Raw genomic sequence first — 16090 nt, 5'->3', positions numbered from 1 at the left:
CGAGCAGGTTACATCAGGTCCGGACCGCTGGAAGGCATCAAAGTCGGAGACCTTACTGGGGGTCCGGCGTCAACATGGGCTTCGAACCGGCGTGCTCGGCTCGCTGATCCGTGTCGGGGGCCGTATACCCGGCCGGCCGGATTACGGCGGCGCGCCGCTCTCTGGCCTCGCGGGCGAAGGTCAACACGCCGACGACCGCTGTTGCCGCCGCCAAGGCAATCCCCGTCTCGGCGTTGATTTCACGCCCGAAGGTGATCGACGCAATCCCCAACGCAAACAATCCGAAGGCCTTGCGCAACGTGCCGGGATCGAATCTTTCGTGGACGCGCGTTCCGAGATGTCCGCCGATCACCGTGATCACGGTGAAGGTCACGGCCAGTTTCCAGTTGACGTGGACGCTGCTCAGGTAGCCGCCCAGTCCGGCGAACGAGTTGACGGCGCCGACGATGAGAGAGGTGCCCACAGCGTAGGCCATGGGAACTCCGCCGACCAAGATCAGGAACGGAACGATGAAGACACCCCCACCAGCCCCGACCAGTCCGGACACCAGCCCGATCGCGAGGCCACCGAGGACGACCACAGCCGTGGGCAGCGGTCGGTGCTCTTCTGCCAAAGCGCCACGGCGGCGATGGCGCAGCACCGCGATTCCGGTGATGACCACGATCGAGGCGAATCCCAGAAGCAGCGCCCGACCGCTGAAAAAGCCGGCGAGCAGGCCACCCACGTACGCCCCGGCGAGACCACCACCGCCGAGGAACACCGCCGTCCTCCACTGCACCCGGCCCGCCCGAATGAACGACATTGCGGCGACGGTGCTGGTGGCGCCGACGATCAGGTGTGCGACCGCTATCGCCTGCTTGGGGTCCATGCCGGCCACGTAAACGAGCAGGGGAACCGACAGGACCGACCCGCCGCTGCCCAGGATGCCGACCACGGTGCCGACAAAGAGCGCGAGAAACAGAGCCAGCCAGACCATTTCGGTCATTCGGGGACTACCTCATTTCCTGTGTCGAGCTGGATGCTCTGCTGGGGCAGGGTTGGCGCGCGGCGCAGGTCTGACGGGCCGAGGACCGACGCGCAGCCCCGAGCCGGGTCCAAGTCACGCCGTTGCGACGCGGTTGAACGCGAAGCTTGCTTTCAAGACCGAAACTGGGTGGTGACATCATCATCCCCTGCGTCGAGCACGGCTGCCGGCGGCGTACCGCGTATCGCTATTGCACAGGGACCGTTGGCGGCCGAAATCGACCGCATTCAGGGTGAGCCCCACCACCAACATGCGCCAGTTTTTCAACTACGCCGAGTGTAGGAATTGCCTTCTCTGTAGGAATATTAGAAACCCGTGGGCGCCCACTCGACAAGTTGAGCCGCCCGATGCACAGGGAACCTCCAGAATGCACCAGCCGGACTGGCAGCCGGGCAGCTCGGGCTGCGCGCAGTGAGCGGGCCAACAACGGGCTAGGCGATCGCCGCCCGGTGTGCGCCGGCCACCGGGGCGGGCCAGTCCAGCCGTGCCAGCAGACCTGCCGGCTCCGCGGTGTGCCCGTCGAGCCGTTGGGTGGACAGCAGATCCAGCGCCGCCAGCGCGGGCCCGTGGTTGCCGCGTTGCGGGGTCAGCCCGGCCACCGGCGCGGCGGCTTCGGGAGGCGACTCGGTGAGGAAGGCGCAGGCGGCCGCGAGCGTCCGCCCGGCGCGGTCACCGGCGATCTCGAGCGCCGTGCACGTCTCGCGCACCGGATGCGACAGCACCGCGTCCAGGGTCTCGGGCAGCGACTCGTCGACGCAGACCCGGTATACCGCAACGTAATCCGATGCGCCCCGCTGCAACCCGCGCCACGTCTCGCGAGCGTTGGCCGGCAGCAGCCGCGGGACGTCCTCGGGCCCGACCACGTTGGCGTCCCAACCGATTTCGCGCAGGTGGTCGGCCAGTCGGCGCACCGCGACACCGGTGGTCTCGGACAGCGGGATCCGCGCCGAGCGGGCCCGCAGCGCCGCGAGGTTGTCGGTGGCCGACACCGTGAGCCCGATCCAGGTCTCCTGCACCCGGGCCGCGCTGCTGCGGATGGTGATCCGTATCGCGTCGGCCCGGATGCCGTAGCAGTCCAGGTGCCGGGCGATCAGCGGCAGCGGCAGCGCCTCGGACTCGTCGGCCGGCGGCCCCACCCGCAGCAGCGCGGTCGCCTTGGTCGCGGACGCGGATCCCGGCACGTAGAGATTGCGGCGGCTCATGATGGCGAGCCGACGCCGCAGAATCGTGGTGAAGTGCAGACCACCCCACCAGCCGAACAGCAGGACCACCGCGACGGCGGCGGCGCCGACCAGCCAGTAGGCGCGTTCGGACCGCCACGGGTACGCCATCGCCGCGGGCACGACGAACAGCAGCGCCAGTGTCACCCGGCCGGGACCGGGAACCGGTATCGAGCGAAGCGGGCTCACTTTGGTGACTCCTTCCGTCGGCGTGCGCCGATCGCGGTGAAAGCGGCGACGGCCGCGACCGCCACCGCCAGCGCGGCGGTACCGGCCACCGCGACGGTCCGCGGCATGGTGTCGGCCGGCGCCGCCGCCGGCGGCACGGCCACCGGTTTGGCCGGCGCCGCGGCCCCGTGGCCGGCGGCGGGCAGCTGCCAGGTCAGGGCCGCCGCCGGGTCGACGCTGCCGGCCCCGACGACGTCGGAGGGCGCCCGGGCGCCGTTGTGCGCGGTCGCGGTGAGGCGGTGCACCACCTCGGCGGCCGTCAGCTGGGGGTACTTGCTGCGCACCAGCGCGGCGACCCCGGACACGTAGCCGGCGGCGTAACCGGTGCCGCTGAGCGCGACCAGTTGCTGGTGGTTGCCGGGCAGCCCGTCGGCCAGGCCGCCGCCGTCGGCGTTGCTCACCGACACGACGTCCTCCCCGGGCGCCGCGATGCCCACCCACGGCCCGGCCATCGTGAACTTCGACGGCCGGCTGTCCGGGGTCAGCGCGGCCACCGACAGCACGTAGGGCTGCCACCACGACGGGATGGACACCGACCTGACGCCGGCCCAGTTGCGCGGGTCCTCGGGACGGCTCAGGTCGGTCAGCGGGTTGGACTCGCAGGGCGCCCCCCCGGCGATCGACCCGCTCGGACCGCCGTCGCCCGCGGCGGCCACGATCACCGCGTCCTTTTCGACCGCCGCGTAGCGCAGCGCCGCGCCGAGGGCGGCCTGGTCGACGGGGCGGTCGGCCGGCAGGCAGGTGATCGCCGAAACGGTGATCACCCGGGCGCCGAGGTCGGCCGCGTGCACGATCGCCCGGCCCAGCGCCGCGACGTCGAGGGAGGCGCGCTCCAGCAGCGGATCGCCGCCCGGGGTGCGCGGCGAGAACTTCGCCGACGTCGTCCTGATCGCCAGCACCCGCGCCGCGGGCGCGACCCCGGAGAATCCGTCGGCACCGGAGGCGCCGGGCTGGCCGGCGATGATCCCGGCGACCAGGGTGCCGTGCCCGTCGCAGTCGGTCAGGCCGTCGGTCGTCTCCACGAAGTCGCCGCCGGGGTCGACGTTGGGCAGCCGCGGACCGGGCCGCACCCCGGTGTCCAGCACCGCGACCAGCTGGCCCTCACCGCGCGAGAACTGCCACGCCGCAGGGAGGTTCAGCATCGCCTGGCTGGGCGACACCACGTCGGGATCGCTGCCGGGAATGACCCCGGAGGTGCTGCACGGGCCGCGCTGTTCCATCGGCTGCACGGGCCCCGGCGTGCCGGCGGGCGGCGGCACCCCCGGATCCAGCTGGGGCTTGCCGATCGCGAACGCCGGTGGGCACGCCCACAGCACAGCCGCGAACGCCGCTGCCAGGCAAGCCGATCCGGCCCGCATCATCGATTGAGCACCAGGGCGAACAGCCCGACCAGATACGCCATGACAGGGATGAGCGACGCGTCCAGTCCGGACGCGGCGAAGCCCAGCAGCCGGCGCAGCGGCAACGAATAGCTCTCCGGCGCGGCGATGCCCGGGTTCAGCGCCACCACCAGCCACGCCGACAGCAGCGCGACAAGCACCAGCAGCGCACCCAGGGCGGCGGCCCAGCGGCCCGTCGCGGTGTAGCACACCAGCAGCACGCCGGCGACCAGATAGGGCTGGGCGAGCAGCCAGGCCTTGCAGGCCGCCGAGTCCCACACCCGCGCGCGCAGCACCGACGCCGCGGCCGTCGCCGCCACCACGTACCAGCCCCAGCCGCCCACGGCCTCGGGCCGCAGCGCGATCGCCACCGAACCCAGCGCGCTCAACAGCACCGCGGCCGCGATGAACCCGCTCTGGTGGGCGTCGCCGATCCGGACCCGCCGCGGCAGATCCTCGAGCACCCGCAGCGACGGCGCCGACGGCGTGGGGTCGCCGGGCGCCGGGATGACCGGCAACGGGAAGCGCGCCCACAGCGCCGAGAGCGGGGCCGCCTCGACGGTCACCAGCAGGGCCGCCACGATCAGGCCGCAGCCGAGGGTGAGCATCGGCAGCCGCCAGTACATCTCGATGCCCGCGGCCACCAGCACGCCGGCCCCGAGTACCGCCGTCGCGGTGAACAGGCCGACGACACGCTCGCGCTCGCCGCCGGGCACCATCAGCGCGATCAGCGACCACGCGGTGACCCCGGCCGCGGCCAGCACCAGGTTCGCCGGCCCGAACCGGCCGGGCACCGCCAGCGCCAGGGCGGCGGCGACGGGCACCAGGGCGGTGATCGAGAGCGCGATGCCGGTGCGGGGCGAACGCGCGGTGACCAGCAGGCCGGCCACCGCGGTCAGCGCCGCCACCACGCTGACCCCGACCAGTCCGGCCAGCGCCCCGGTGGCCGCCCGGTAGCTGACCGACAAGGCGGTGGCCACCAGCGCCACGACGATCGTCGCGGCCAGCGCGCCGCGCTGGATGTGCGCGGTACCCCAGGGCCGCAGCCGCGAGGCCGAGAAGATCATCGCGGCGTCGGCGATGTCCTCGACGATGCCCGGCGCGGCCGGCCCGGCCGGAACCGGTTGCAGCGCAAGCAGATCCCCGTCGACGACGCCGACGGTGTCAAGGCTGGCGTCCAGGCTGAACGGCGCCCCGCCGACGGGCGCCAGGCTCAGCTGGACGGCCCCCCCGTCGTCGCCGGGCGCGTCGCCGTGGCCGTTGGAGTTCGCCGGAACCATCAAACGCCGCACCGCGGGCAGGATTTCGCGTAGCGGCAGCTCGGCGGGCAGGGCCATCTCCGTCAGCCTGCTGTCCGCGAGGATGGCGACGCGGACGATCGGCATGACGGTGCCGGACGTCATCGGACCCGCCACGGTTGCTGGGACATCGTGCTCTCTTCTCTATCTGTGTGTTGTTGCGGAAAAGTCTCGGGACAGCCGCTGACCGGGGAACCACGGGTCGTCCGGCAACAGGGCGGTCAGTTGTTCGACGGCGACGGCCGTCGCGAAGGGGGTGCCCGGGCCGAACGTCGAGACCCACTCGCCGTCGAACGCGCGGGACGGGCTGACCAGCACGCGCCCCGCGGTGGTGTCGACCAGGCTCATGCCGACCTCGGTGGTCGCGTGCCGCCCGTCGCGGCGGCAGCCGGCGACCACCTCGACGTAGCTGCGCGGACCGGTGAACACCGATTCGACCACCGGCCGCGCCGAAGCCGGAACCCCGAGGTAGTCAAGGACTTCCGGCAGCGGCGCACCGGAACGCAAGCGCTCGTCGGCCCGTGCCCCGACCCGCGCCGGCAGGCTGAAATCCTCGAACTGGGCCGGGGGCCGCTGCGCCAGCCCGGCACCGAGGACGGGAACCAGCGCCCGGGGGTCCTCGATGTCCATGGCGGTCAACGTGATCAGCTGCGCGCTGCGCAGGGCCACGACGGTCTTGCCGGTGACGCCCGGGCGCTTGGCCACCACGCCGCGCAGCAACTCGTCCGCGCCCGGGCCGACGAAACGCAGGTCCAACCACCGGTCCGGAAAGCACACCACCCTGATCCAGTCGGCCACCGCCGCGTTGACGACACCCTCGGCCGACACCAGACCCATCCGGGTCAGCTCGTCGCTCTGACTCCGGCAGAACGCGTCCCGCTGCGCGGCATCGCGATAGGGCGTGGTGATCGCCAGAACCCAGGGGAAGTTGCCCGCCCCGATGGTTTCCGCGATGAACCACGCTTGGTCGACCGTCAGCTCGACGGCGTTGGGTGCTGTGTTCATCTACGTCGCCGACGCGGTGCCTATCCGCCCCACTTGGCGGCCTCGGCCGCGTCGCGGGCGTACATGGACAGGGTGTTGCCCTCGTGCGTGCTGGCCATCGCCTGGTAGGCCCGCACCATGTCCTCCATGGCCTGGTTCCACTGGGCCTGCCACATCTGATACGTCATGCCGGTGTCGCCCTGCCAGGCGCTGGACAGCGCCGCCTGCTCGCTGGCGATGTCGGCGCCCAGCCCCTGCAGCGTTCCGGCGTAGCCGGACATGTCCGCGGCGTGCGCCAGCATCGCCGGGTAGTTGTACATGATCTGTGACATCACAAATCCTTTCGTGGGTCGGCCGGGGAGATCAGAATCCGGGGTAGGTGGACGCGGCCGCGGAATCGGCGGCCACATACGTGCCCGCGGCGTCACCGAGGTTGGCCTGGGCGATGTCGAGCAACGCGTTGATCCGGGCGGCGACCTCGACGAACCGCGCGTGGGCGGCCTGGAACGCCGCCGACGCCTCGCCGACGTGGAACGCCTGCGCCGACATCGCCTCCTGCTCGGCCTGGCTGATCGTGCTGCGCATCAACGCCGCCTTGGCGCCGAACGCGGACTGCGCGGCCACCAACTGCGGAATGTGAGCATCCAAGAGGCTCATGGTGTTTCCCTTCTTCCTGATTTTCTGGGTGTTGCTGACTCGCGGTCCGGGCCGTCGCCGTCGTGGTCCCAGGTGCCGGGCACCATCGGCATGCGCGGGCCGCCACCGAACTCGCCACCGGCCAGCTCGGTCAGGCCCGCCGCGCGCAGGACGTCGCCGTTGTGGGCGGTGCCGGCGAAGCCCAACTCCCCCGCACCGTTCGCGCCGGCGAACACCTGGGTGTCGTCGTAGTCGGGCGTGACCCCGAAATCGGAGTCCAGGTCCAGGAATTCGTCACCGTACTCGCGCATCGTGGCCCGCTTGCGCCGCCGCGCCCGCGACTCGGCCCGGCTCGCCACCCCGGCGGCCGCCGCGGGGATGGTCGCCGCGGGAGCCTTGGCGCCGCCGCGGCCACCCAGCGTCGGCCCGAAGCCGGGCCCGGGGCCACCGCCGAGGGCCACCGCGTAGCCGAAGCTCCCGGTCGCCCCCGCCGGGGCGGGCGCGGTGGGAGCACCCGCGCCGGTGGCCGGCGCCGAGGCCGGGGCCGCGGTGGGGGCCGCGACGGTCGGGGCCATGGCCGCCACCGGCAATGCCGGCCGGCCGGCCGCCGCGAGCGCCGGCGCGCCGGCCGCCCCGGCCGCGACCGGCGCGGCGATCGGCGCGAGCCCGCCGGCCGGCCAGCTGATCGTGCCCAGGCTCAGGCTCACGCCCAGCGACAGCGCCATCAGCATCGGGCCGTACGTCGCGATCGGCGAGACGACTTCGTAGGCCGCGAAGAAGAACAGCGGGCCGTAAGCCACCAGCGCCGCAGCGGGATTCGTGGCGAAGGCGGTGATGATCTGCTGCAGCGTCCCCACCGGGTTCTGCAGCAGCGTCTCGAATTCGCCGAACCCCTGCTGGTAGAAGTTCGCGAAGGTCTGCACCAGTTGCATGAGTCCGGAAAACGGGTTGGCCTGGGCCGCGGCGTTGCCGCCGTCGGCTTTCACGATCGGCGGCGCGGGCGCGGTCCGCGGCGCCGACGCCAGCGCCGTGCCGGAGGCCGCCTGGTAGGCGCTCATCACGGTGGCGGCCTGCACCCACATCCGCGCGTAGTCGGCCTCGTTGAGCGCGATCGGAATGGTGTTGATGCCGAAGAAGTTCGTCGCGATCAACACCCCGTGGATCACGTGGTTGGCCGCCAGCTCGGCCAGCGTGGGCATCGCGGCCAGGGCGCCGCTGTAGGCCGTCGCCGCGGCCTCGTGCTCCGCGGCGACACCGGCGCTGTCGGCGCCGGCCTGCTGCAGCCACGCCAGGTACGGCGCGTGCGCCGCGGCGTACTGCCCGGCGCTGGGCCCCTGCCAGGCCCCCGCCTGCACCGAGCCGATCAGCCCGCCCAGTTCGGCTGCCGCCGAAGAGTATTCGGCGCTGAGCGCGGTCCAGGCGCCGGCGGCCGCCAACAGCGGCCCCGGCCCCGGACCGGCGCTCAGCAACGCCGAATGCACTTCCGGCGGGGCGGCCATCCAGATGGGCGAGCTCATCTCTCAGCCGCCCGTGACCCCGTAGGTGGCGGCCGCGGCGGTGTCGCCCGCGAGATAGCTCGCGCCGGCGTCGCCCACGCCCACACCGGCGCGGCCGAGTTCTTCGACGCCCTGCGCCGCGACGGCCGCGTGTTCCTGGCCCTGGGCGCTGAAGCCGGCGGCCGTCTGCAGGGACACGGGGTCCACCGCCGGCGGCACCACCGCCGTTATCGCCGGGGCCGCCGCCGCGTGCGCGGCCGCCAGCCGCGCCGTCAGCGCCTCCACGGCCGCGCTGGTGGCGGCCAGGCCCTCGGGAACCACTCGCAACGTCATGGCTACTCCTCCTGTAGTCCTTCTGTTCCGAACTCACCGGCCATCGCCGACGCCGACGCCAGCGGGTTGACCAACTGCACGTACGTCGGAGCCTCGCTGTCGCCCAACAGGATCGCGCGCCCGGCGGGCAACCTGGCGAAGCGCTGGCCGCGGATCTTGCCGCCGTCCTGCGGGTTGCCCGCGAGCATCAGCGTGGTCGCCTGCAGGTCGTTGAAGCGGCGCAGCAACGGGTTGGTCATCAGCGCGTGGCCGGAGCCGCTGGCGCGGGCGGTGACGATCACCCGCAAACCCAGATCGCCGGCCTGCGCGAGCAGCCCGATCAGCGGGGTCCACGGCCGCTGCCCGACGTAGGGGCCGCTGACCGCCGGCAAGTCCGGCACCTGGTCGACGTCGTCGATGATCAGGTAGTGGGTGTGGCCCTCGTAGGTCCACCGCGACAGCTCGGCCGCGGACATGCCCGCCGGGGGCCGGCGCGATTCGATGAGGTGGGCCAGCCCGAGCATCGCCGGCATGATCCGGTCGACGTTGGCGGTGTATTCGTTGTCCTCGAACAGCGGTTCGTCGACGAGGTGCAGCCGCCGGTCCAGCACGGTGAAGGCCACCCGGTCGGCCGTGGAGTGCTCGCGCACGGTGCGGATGATGTGGCGCAGCAGCGTGGTCTTGCCGGACCTGCTGTCGCCGAACACCATCAGCAGCGGGTTGGCGGCGAAGTCGAGCACCACCGGCGCCAGGTCCTCCTCGCGCTGCCCGACGACCACGCGCTCCGGGCCGCGGTAGAGCGGCCCGACCGCGTCGGGTGAAAGGTCGTTGGGCAGCAACCGGACCGGCGGCGCGGCCATGCCCGGGTAGCGGGCGTTGAGGGCGGGCACCTGGTCCAGCTCCGGCCGGGCGAACAGGAAATGTTCGGCGGCCATGGTCAGCCCGCGGCCCGGCTGGTCGTGCGGGACGGCGTCGGCCGGCCGGCGCAGCGCGCCGACCACCCGCACGTTGCTGTCCCGCGCGTCGTGCAGCCGCAGCTCGAGCCGCAGGCCCAGGCCGTCGCGCATCGCCAGCGGCACCTCCAGCCAGCTCGGGGTCGTGACGACCACGTGGATGCCGTAGGCCAGCCCGACGTTGACCAGTTCGGTCACCTTGGCCAGCAACGGGTTCCGGGTGTTGAACTGGTCGGTGTTGTCCCGGCCGAAGGCGTAGATGTTGTCGATGACCAGGAACACCTCGCCGAAGCCGTCGTCGGGCGCCGATCCGTGCCTGTCGCGGAACACCTCGCGCTGCTGGCGGGACCGGAGCAGCTGCTCGATCTCCCCGAAGGTGCGCCGGATGCGTTCGGGCTCCAGCGGCGAGGCGACGCTGCCGACGTGGGCCAGGTCTTCCAGCGCCCGCAGCTGCCCGCCGCCGTAGTCCAGGCAGTAGAACGTGACGTCGCGCGGTGAGTGCAGGCTGGCCGCCGACATGATGAACGTCTGCAGCGCGGTCGACTTCCCGGACTTGGCGCCGCCGTGGATCACCATGTTGCCGGCCGACGAGTTGGCGTCGAAAACCAGTGCGTCGCGGCGCATCTCGAACGGCTTGTCGATCTCGCCGAGCGGCCAGCGCCACTGCCGTTGCGGCAGGCCGGCCCGCGCCAGCACCGCGGTCAGTGCGATGGGCTCGTCCAGCGGCGGCAGCCACAGCTGCGGTGCCCGCGGCCCGTAGCGCGCCAGCTGCTCCCCGATGGTGGCGATCAGCTTGCGCGGCGGCCCGGCCATGTCGTCGGTGTCGCCGCCGGGGACCACCGTGTCCTGATCCGGTTCCACTCTTCCGGCGGTGAACAGTTTCGGCTCCGGGGCCGCTTGCACCACATACGATTTCGGCCGCCGCGGCGGCTCGTAGATGCCGTCGACGTAGGTGCTGCGGAACTTGATCGGCGCGGCACCGGGTGCGGGCACCAGGAAGCCCATGCCCTTGTGTTCCCTGCCGGATTCGATGTGGTAGGCGTCCTCCACCCCGATGATCTGGCGAGAAACGCTGGGACTGGCCACCTTCAAACCGATGCGGTAGGAGGTGTTCTTGTCGATGTCCTTGATCTTGCCGACGTCCAGCGTCTGCGACGCGAACAGGATGTGGATGCGGAACGAGCGGCCCTTGCGCGCCACGTAGTCGAACAGCTCGGCGTATTCCGGGTGATCCGCCAGCATCAGGGTGAACTCGTCGGCGACCACGAACAGCGTCGGGATCGGCGGCAGGTCGGAGGCGCCGGCATCGCGGGCGTTCTCGTACTCGGTCACCGAGTTGAACGCGCTGCCCTGCACCCGCCGGCCGGCCTCGCGCAGCAGCGTCTCGCGGCGCGCCACCTCCCCGCGCAGCGTGTCGGCGAAGCGGTCGGCCAGCGACTTCTTCTCGGCCATGTTCGAGATCACCGCGACGACCTGCGGGAAATCGCGGAAGGCGTCGGCGCCGGCCTCACCCTTGAAGTCGGCGTAGATGACGATCAGCCGGTCGGCCGAATGGGTCGTCAACAGCGACAACAGGATCGACATCAGCATCTGCGACTTGCCCGACCCGGTCATGCCGATCATCAGGCCGTGCGGCCCCATCCCGCCCTCGGCCTCGTCCTTCAGGTCGAACATCAGCGGCTCGCCGGTCGCGGTGACCCCGATGGGCACGCGCAGCTCGTCGTCGCGCCGGCGCGGCGACCACAGCGTGGCCACGTCAAGCCGCGACGCGTCGCCGATGCCGAGCAGCGTGGTGAACGCCGCACCGCGGGTGGCCGCCGAACGCAGCCCGGTGTGGGTGGGGTTGGAGTCCCAGCGCGACAGCTGCCGGGCCAGGTGGGCGGCGTCGTCGGCGCCGAGCTGGTCGGCGTTGTCGATGTAGGGCTGCCAGCCGCCGGTCTGCCAGCGTTCGATCGCGCCCGCGCTGATCCGCAGGATCGGTCGTTCCGGGTCCGAGTACTGCTCGCGGTGCGGCGGCGTGGCGCTGGTGTGCACGACGGTGACCCCGGCCCGGCCCGCGGCCAGCGCCGAGGCGTTCAGGTCGTAGTCGAGGTCGTCGACGACGACCAGCAGGTGCCGCAGCGCATCCGCCGGCTCCCCGGTGAACACCGGACGGTCGAGCAGGGCCGGGCCCAGCAGCGCGACCAGCTCGTCGGGGTCGGCGGACAGGAAACGCGCCGACCCGACGCCGTCGAGCTCGCCGGGAACGTCGACGTGGGGCAACCACTTCAGCCAGGACCAGTCGCGGCCCTCCAGGTTCGGGGCGGCCAGCGCCACGCCCAGCACCGTCGGGTCGTGCCAGGTCACCGCCTGGGCGATCCAGGCGCGCAGGGCCGCCCGCGCTTCGTCATCGGCGTCGCCGCCGCCGACTACGACGGTGATCCGGGAGACCTTCGCCAGGTCGATTCCGGTCGGCACGTCGCGCACCGTGCGCTGGGTGTCGAGCAGGCTGCGTAACGCGCTGTGGCACACCGGTTCCAGATCGATCTCGTCGGCGGTGTCCTGCACGCGCAGCGCGGTGTCCAGCGGCACCTGGTGGCGCCCGGCCCGCAGCACCAGGAAGTCGGGGTCGTGGGGGTCGCGCTCCCATTGGCGCCGGGTCCCGGGCACGGCCGCCAGCGCCGCCGGGTCGGGATGCGACCACTGCGCGGCCGCGCGCTGCCCGGCGGCCTGGGTGCGGATGTTGTCCCGCACCACCGACAGGTAGCGCAGGTAGTCGGCCCGTTCGGCGTCGACCTCCTCGGTGCGCATCTTGTTGTCGTTGCCGCGATACAGCGCGGTGGCGGCCAGCAGCAGCACGAAGGGGAAGAACAGGGTCTGCGGGGAGATCACCCGCATCCCGGTCGCGACCAGCGCGACGATCATGCCGACGATCAGGATCACGATCACATAGGGCATCGCCCGCCGCAGGAACGACGGGGGGATCACGCGGGGCAGCTCGGGGGGCGGCTCGATGGCGATGCTGCCCTTGCGGGAACCGGGCGGCGCCAGCCGGCGCCGCGCTTCGAAGATCAACCGGCTCATCGTGTTCCGCCTTCCGCCAGCAGGCCGTCGTGAGCCAGCAGCGCGTCGGCGCGCGACAGCGCCGGGCCGGGGGCGAACAGCGACAGCATGGACCACGGGATGGGGACCGCGGGGGGGTTCAGGCCAAGGGCCGCAACGGTTTTGCCTTGCCCCGGCCCGTTCTCGGCCTCGTTGTCGATGCCGTAGCGCACGCCGGTGTCCGACACCCAGAACAGCGACCCGGCGGCCGGCGCGGACGCGCCGTCGCCCACCGTCTGGGTGAAGTAGCCGGTGCCCGGGGGCAGGGCGACGCGGGCGGCGTTGCCCGCACCGACCAGGTCGACGGTGTGCACCCCGTCGGACACGGGTAGGGCCGAGCCGGCGAGCAGGCTCAGCGTGCTGGTGGCCGCCCCGGCCGGTTTGCTCCAATGCGCGCACGTGACAGGGTCTTCGGCCGCGTCGACCGGGGCGACCTGCCGGTCGGGATAGCGCGCGACGTCCAGCATCCGCGACACCGGCAGCTTGGCGACCTCGTCGGCGGCCAGGCGCGGCGGCTGTTCCAGGCCATAGGAATTCGCGTTGCGCAGGATCGCCGCGAGCACCGGCGAGATCGGCTGCAACCCGTCGGGCAGCACCGCGTAGTACCGCACGGCACCCGGCGTGCGCTGGTCGAGCACATACGAGATCACCACCCCGCCGACCGGCGCCGGGACGTCGAAGCCGGCCGGGTTGCCGGCGTCGGGGATCTCCGGCGCGGTGAGGGCCGGCCCGGCCGGGATCGCGTTGAACAACCCGAGGGCGATCGGGCGCGGCGCCGGGATGTCGGTGCCCAGGCCCAGCGCGTTGGTGACGGCGTGGTCGGCCAGGTCGATCTGACTGCGCCGGCCGTTCCACAGCAGCCAGGTCTTCGTGCCGTCACCGACCAGAATTCCCTGCCCGGCGTGCAGCGCGGCCGCGCGCGCACCCCCGCTGTCGGGCGGACCCGCCAGCACCGTGACCCCCGTGCTGTGCGCGCCGTGGCCGGCCCGGCCGCTGACGGCGTCGCACACCGTCCAGTCGGCGTCGCGCGCGGGGTTTTGCACCATGCGCTCCGGCGCACCGGGAATGCCGATCAGGTTGCCGCGCGGAAAACGGTCCAGCTCAGAGCTTTTCACCATCGTGGGATTGACCGGCCGGCCCGCGATCAAGCGTGCCGAGGTCAGGTTCAGCACCGGGTGAAGGTCGTCGCCGACCCGCACGTACAGCGCTGCCGTGGCACGGTCGGCCAGGACCGCGCTGGTGCCCGCGGACTCGGCGGGCCGGATCAGCGAGAACACGAAGCAGCCCGCCAGGCCGGTGACCAGGATCAGCACGCCCATCAGCACCGCGCGCGACTGGGTGCGCAGCGGGTCGACCAGCATCCGGGTGTCGTGCAGCGCGATCCCGGAGGCGATGCGGCGCATCACGAAACGCCAGCCGCTGACCTGATGGCGGGTGACGAAGCCGCGGCGGTACTCGACCTTGTCGGGGTTGTCGTTGGCCGGGGTCCGCGAGGAGAACGAACGCCGGGGCTCGTCGGGCTCGTGCTCGCTCATGCCGGCACCGAAAGCCCGAGACCGCGCAACAGCGGCTCCACGGACCGCTCGACGTCCTGGTCGGTGATCGTCATCAGCTCCTCGTCACTGAATTCACCTGTTCCGGCGTGTTCGGAATGGTCGAGCCGGAATTCCCGCTCCTCCTCGGCGCGTTCGACGATGTTGCGCACGAACCGGCCGTTACCGGCGATGTCGAGGTTGCGCCGCGAGATTCCGTTGGAGTCCGGCGTCGTCTCCGCGGCCAGCTTGGAGAACAACGCCTCCATGTGGTCGAGGGCGGCCCGCTCGAAGACGCTGTCGCGCTGTTCGGCCATCTTGTGCGCGATCTCAACCAACTCCGACGGCGCGTACGACGGGAAGTCGATGTTGCGGGTGAACCGCGACCGCAGCCCCTCGTTGGTGTCGAGGAACTTGTCCAGGTCGGCCCGGTAGCCGGCGATGATCACCACCAGCCGCTCGCGGTCGTTCTCCATGCGGGCCAGCAGCGTGTCGATGGCGACCAGGCCGAAGTCGTTCTTGGCGCCCGTGGACACCAGCGCGTAGGCCTCGTCGAGGAACAGCACGCCGTCCAGCGCGCTGTCGATGATCGCGTTGGTCTTGGCCTCGGTCTCACCGATGTGCTGGCCGATCAGGTCGGCGCGGTGCACCTCCCGGATGTTCTCCCGCTTCAAAAGCCCGAGCCCGCAATAGATCTTGGCCACCACGCGGGCGATGGTCGTCTTACCGGTCCCGGGCGGGCCGGCGAAGACCAGGTGATGGGTGCGCTGGGCGACCTGCAGCCCGCGCTGCTTGCGCACCAGTTCCATGGCCACCGAACTCTTCAGCCGCGACACCTGGTTTTTGACCTCGTCGAGGCCGATGAACTCGGCGAGCTGGCGCTCGGCCTCGGCCAGCAGCGTCGCCTTGCGCTCGTGGGCGGCGGGGTCGACGAAGTCCTCGACGCTGGGCTCGGTGGCCGGGTCCCACGGATCGGTGCGGGCCTCGATCCGGGCGGCGGTGGTCGTCACGATCCCGAAACTGGTGTCGGACAAGGCCTGTTCGACCTGTGCGTTCTCGGGGTGGGCCGCGTACAGGTCCTGCAACACCTCGCCGGCCGACTCCTCGTCGACGTGTGCGCGCAGGACCAGCGCTTTGGCCAGCGCTCCGTCGACCGCCGCGGCCGGGACCGGGCCGTCGGGCTCCTCGAGATAGGACAGCGCGGGGGCGAACATGCCCAGCCGGGCCAGCGCGGTGCCCAGCGCGATCCTGGCGGCGTGCGCGAAGGCCTCCTCGAGGTCGGCGTCGTTGACGACGGGGGTCAGCAGCTTGACGACGTCCGACCAGCGCTCGGCCCGGTAGTTGACGACGACGGCGACCCAGCGGGCCGCGCGCCAGCCGGGCCGGCGTTCGGTGAGGCCCGCGACGATCCCGGCGGCGTCGGCGAGGCGCCCCGCCTGCGCGAGCGCGGCCGCGTACGCGAGCCCGAAATCGTCGGGCGTGGTGGCGCGGAACTGCAGATACAGCCCGGTGTCGTAGCGGAAGCCGAGCGCGCCGGGCACCAGTTCCACCTGGCGCTGCAGCACGCCCGCCGTGGCCGCGGTGCGCGAGACCGCCTCGAGCACCCCCAGGGACGTGTCGCCGGCGGCGGCCAGGCCGGTCCAGGCGTCGCACTGGTCGTGGGCGATGCGGGTCAGCGCGGTGAAACCGGAGCGCGCGGCGGCAAGGTCGGCCGGGCGCTGCCGCTCGTACACCGCGAGCCCCAGTGCGCGGCAACACGTCGCGAACCGGCTGACGACCTCGCCGTCGACCCTGCCGTTCGGGTTGCCATTGGAAGGGGAATTCGCGGGCTGCGCTGCCAGCACGCCGGTGTCACCGCGATCCACGGCCGCTTCTTCTCCTGTGCACAGTGTTCCCTAACCTAACTTGCCTGAAGTTAGCATTGCATAAGCTAACTGTCCACGCGCC

The 16090-nt window shown here is 72.0% G+C and carries 12 protein-coding genes; all 12 read right to left on the bottom strand.

Translation table 11 applies throughout. The features are described from left to right. Positions 1–52: 52 nt before the first annotated feature. The 12 genes from ACJ512_RS02525 to eccA all read right to left on the bottom strand — a co-directional run bounded on the left by ACJ512_RS02525 (position 53) and on the right by eccA (position 16008). The gene (locus tag ACJ512_RS02525) at positions 53–985 is read right to left on the bottom strand and encodes a sulfite exporter TauE/SafE family protein (protein WP_407688766.1); all 933 of its coding nucleotides are present in this window, start codon (positions 983–985) and stop codon (positions 53–55) included. A 470-nt stretch (positions 986–1455) separates the two neighbouring features. Beyond that, positions 1456–2433 carry a type VII secretion protein EccE gene (gene eccE / locus ACJ512_RS02520; RefSeq protein ID WP_407688765.1) on the bottom strand — a complete coding sequence of 326 codons (978 nt, stop codon included), beginning with the start codon at positions 2431–2433 and terminating at the stop codon, positions 1456–1458. Further along, positions 2430–3833, bottom strand: a complete 1404-nt coding sequence (gene mycP / locus ACJ512_RS02515; protein ID WP_407688764.1) for a type VII secretion-associated serine protease mycosin — start codon at positions 3831–3833, stop codon at positions 2430–2432. The genes eccE and mycP overlap by 4 nt, the downstream gene beginning before the upstream one ends. After that, positions 3830–5254: a type VII secretion integral membrane protein EccD gene (gene eccD, locus ACJ512_RS02510; protein ID WP_407688763.1), complete on the bottom strand. Its 1425-nt coding sequence runs from the start codon at positions 5252–5254 to the stop codon at positions 3830–3832. Before eccD ends, mycP begins: the two co-directional genes overlap by 4 nt. Before the next feature lie 39 nt (positions 5255–5293). Then, positions 5294–6154: an ESX secretion-associated protein EspG gene (locus ACJ512_RS02505; protein ID WP_407688762.1), complete on the bottom strand. Its 861-nt coding sequence runs from the start codon at positions 6152–6154 to the stop codon at positions 5294–5296. 20 nt (positions 6155–6174) lie between these two features. Continuing rightward, positions 6175–6465, bottom strand: a complete 291-nt coding sequence (locus tag ACJ512_RS02500) for a WXG100 family type VII secretion target (protein ID WP_407688761.1) — start codon at positions 6463–6465, stop codon at positions 6175–6177. A gap of 31 nt (positions 6466–6496) precedes the next feature. After that, positions 6497–6790 (bottom strand): WXG100 family type VII secretion target, encoded by a 294-nt coding sequence (locus tag ACJ512_RS02495; RefSeq protein ID WP_407688760.1) that lies wholly within the window; start codon positions 6788–6790, stop codon positions 6497–6499. Continuing rightward, positions 6787–8286 carry a PPE domain-containing protein gene (locus ACJ512_RS02490; RefSeq protein WP_461479957.1) on the bottom strand — a complete coding sequence of 500 codons (1500 nt, stop codon included), beginning with the start codon at positions 8284–8286 and terminating at the stop codon, positions 6787–6789. The genes ACJ512_RS02495 and ACJ512_RS02490 overlap by 4 nt, the downstream gene beginning before the upstream one ends. A 3-nt stretch (positions 8287–8289) precedes the next feature. Then, positions 8290–8598, bottom strand: coding sequence for a PE family protein (locus ACJ512_RS02485; protein ID WP_407689357.1), 309 nt, complete (start codon positions 8596–8598; stop codon positions 8290–8292). A 2-nt stretch (positions 8599–8600) separates the two neighbouring features. Then, entirely contained in the window at positions 8601–12593 is a 3993-nt protein-coding gene (gene eccCa, locus ACJ512_RS02480) for a type VII secretion protein EccCa (RefSeq protein WP_407689358.1), read from the bottom strand. Further along, a complete protein-coding gene (gene eccB / locus ACJ512_RS02475) occupies positions 12590–14146 on the bottom strand; it encodes a type VII secretion protein EccB (RefSeq protein ID WP_407689359.1) in 1557 nt (518 codons plus the stop codon). The genes eccCa and eccB overlap by 4 nt, the downstream gene beginning before the upstream one ends. Next, positions 14143–16008, bottom strand: coding sequence for a type VII secretion AAA-ATPase EccA (gene eccA, locus ACJ512_RS02470; RefSeq protein ID WP_407689360.1), 1866 nt, complete (start codon positions 16006–16008; stop codon positions 14143–14145). Before eccA ends, eccB begins: the two co-directional genes overlap by 4 nt. Between the last annotated feature and the right edge of the window lie 82 nt (positions 16009–16090).

It is taken from the genome of Mycobacterium cajalii, assembly GCF_045809005.2.
Lineage (GTDB): Bacteria > Actinomycetota > Actinomycetes > Mycobacteriales > Mycobacteriaceae > Mycobacterium.
The sequence above is the reverse complement of the archived record's forward strand: the minus strand, read 5'-3'. Positions and strand labels throughout refer to the sequence as shown.

Bases quoted from the DNA above. Each gene is read 5' to 3' on its own strand.
- ACJ512_RS02495 (WP_407688760.1), bottom strand. From the start codon at position 6,790: ATGAGCCTCTTGGATGCTCACATTCCGCAGTTGGTGGCCGCGCAGTCC.
- mycP (WP_407688764.1), bottom strand. From the start codon at position 3,833: ATGATGCGGGCCGGATCGGCTTGCCTGGCAGCGGCGTTCGCGGCTGTG.
- eccB (WP_407689359.1), bottom strand. From the start codon at position 14,146: ATGAGCGAGCACGAGCCCGACGAGCCCCGGCGTTCGTTCTCCTCGCGG.
- ACJ512_RS02490 (WP_461479957.1), bottom strand. From the start codon at position 8,286: ATGAGCTCGCCCATCTGGATGGCCGCCCCGCCGGAAGTGCATTCGGCG.
- eccCa (WP_407689358.1), bottom strand. From the start codon at position 12,593: ATGAGCCGGTTGATCTTCGAAGCGCGGCGCCGGCTGGCGCCGCCCGGT.
- eccD (WP_407688763.1), bottom strand. From the start codon at position 5,254: ATGACGTCCGGCACCGTCATGCCGATCGTCCGCGTCGCCATCCTCGCG.
- ACJ512_RS02505 (WP_407688762.1), bottom strand. From the start codon at position 6,154: ATGAACACAGCACCCAACGCCGTCGAGCTGACGGTCGACCAAGCGTGG.
- ACJ512_RS02500 (WP_407688761.1), bottom strand. From the start codon at position 6,465: ATGTCACAGATCATGTACAACTACCCGGCGATGCTGGCGCACGCCGCG.
- ACJ512_RS02525 (WP_407688766.1), bottom strand. From the start codon at position 985: ATGACCGAAATGGTCTGGCTGGCTCTGTTTCTCGCGCTCTTTGTCGGC.
- ACJ512_RS02485 (WP_407689357.1), bottom strand. From the start codon at position 8,598: ATGACGTTGCGAGTGGTTCCCGAGGGCCTGGCCGCCACCAGCGCGGCC.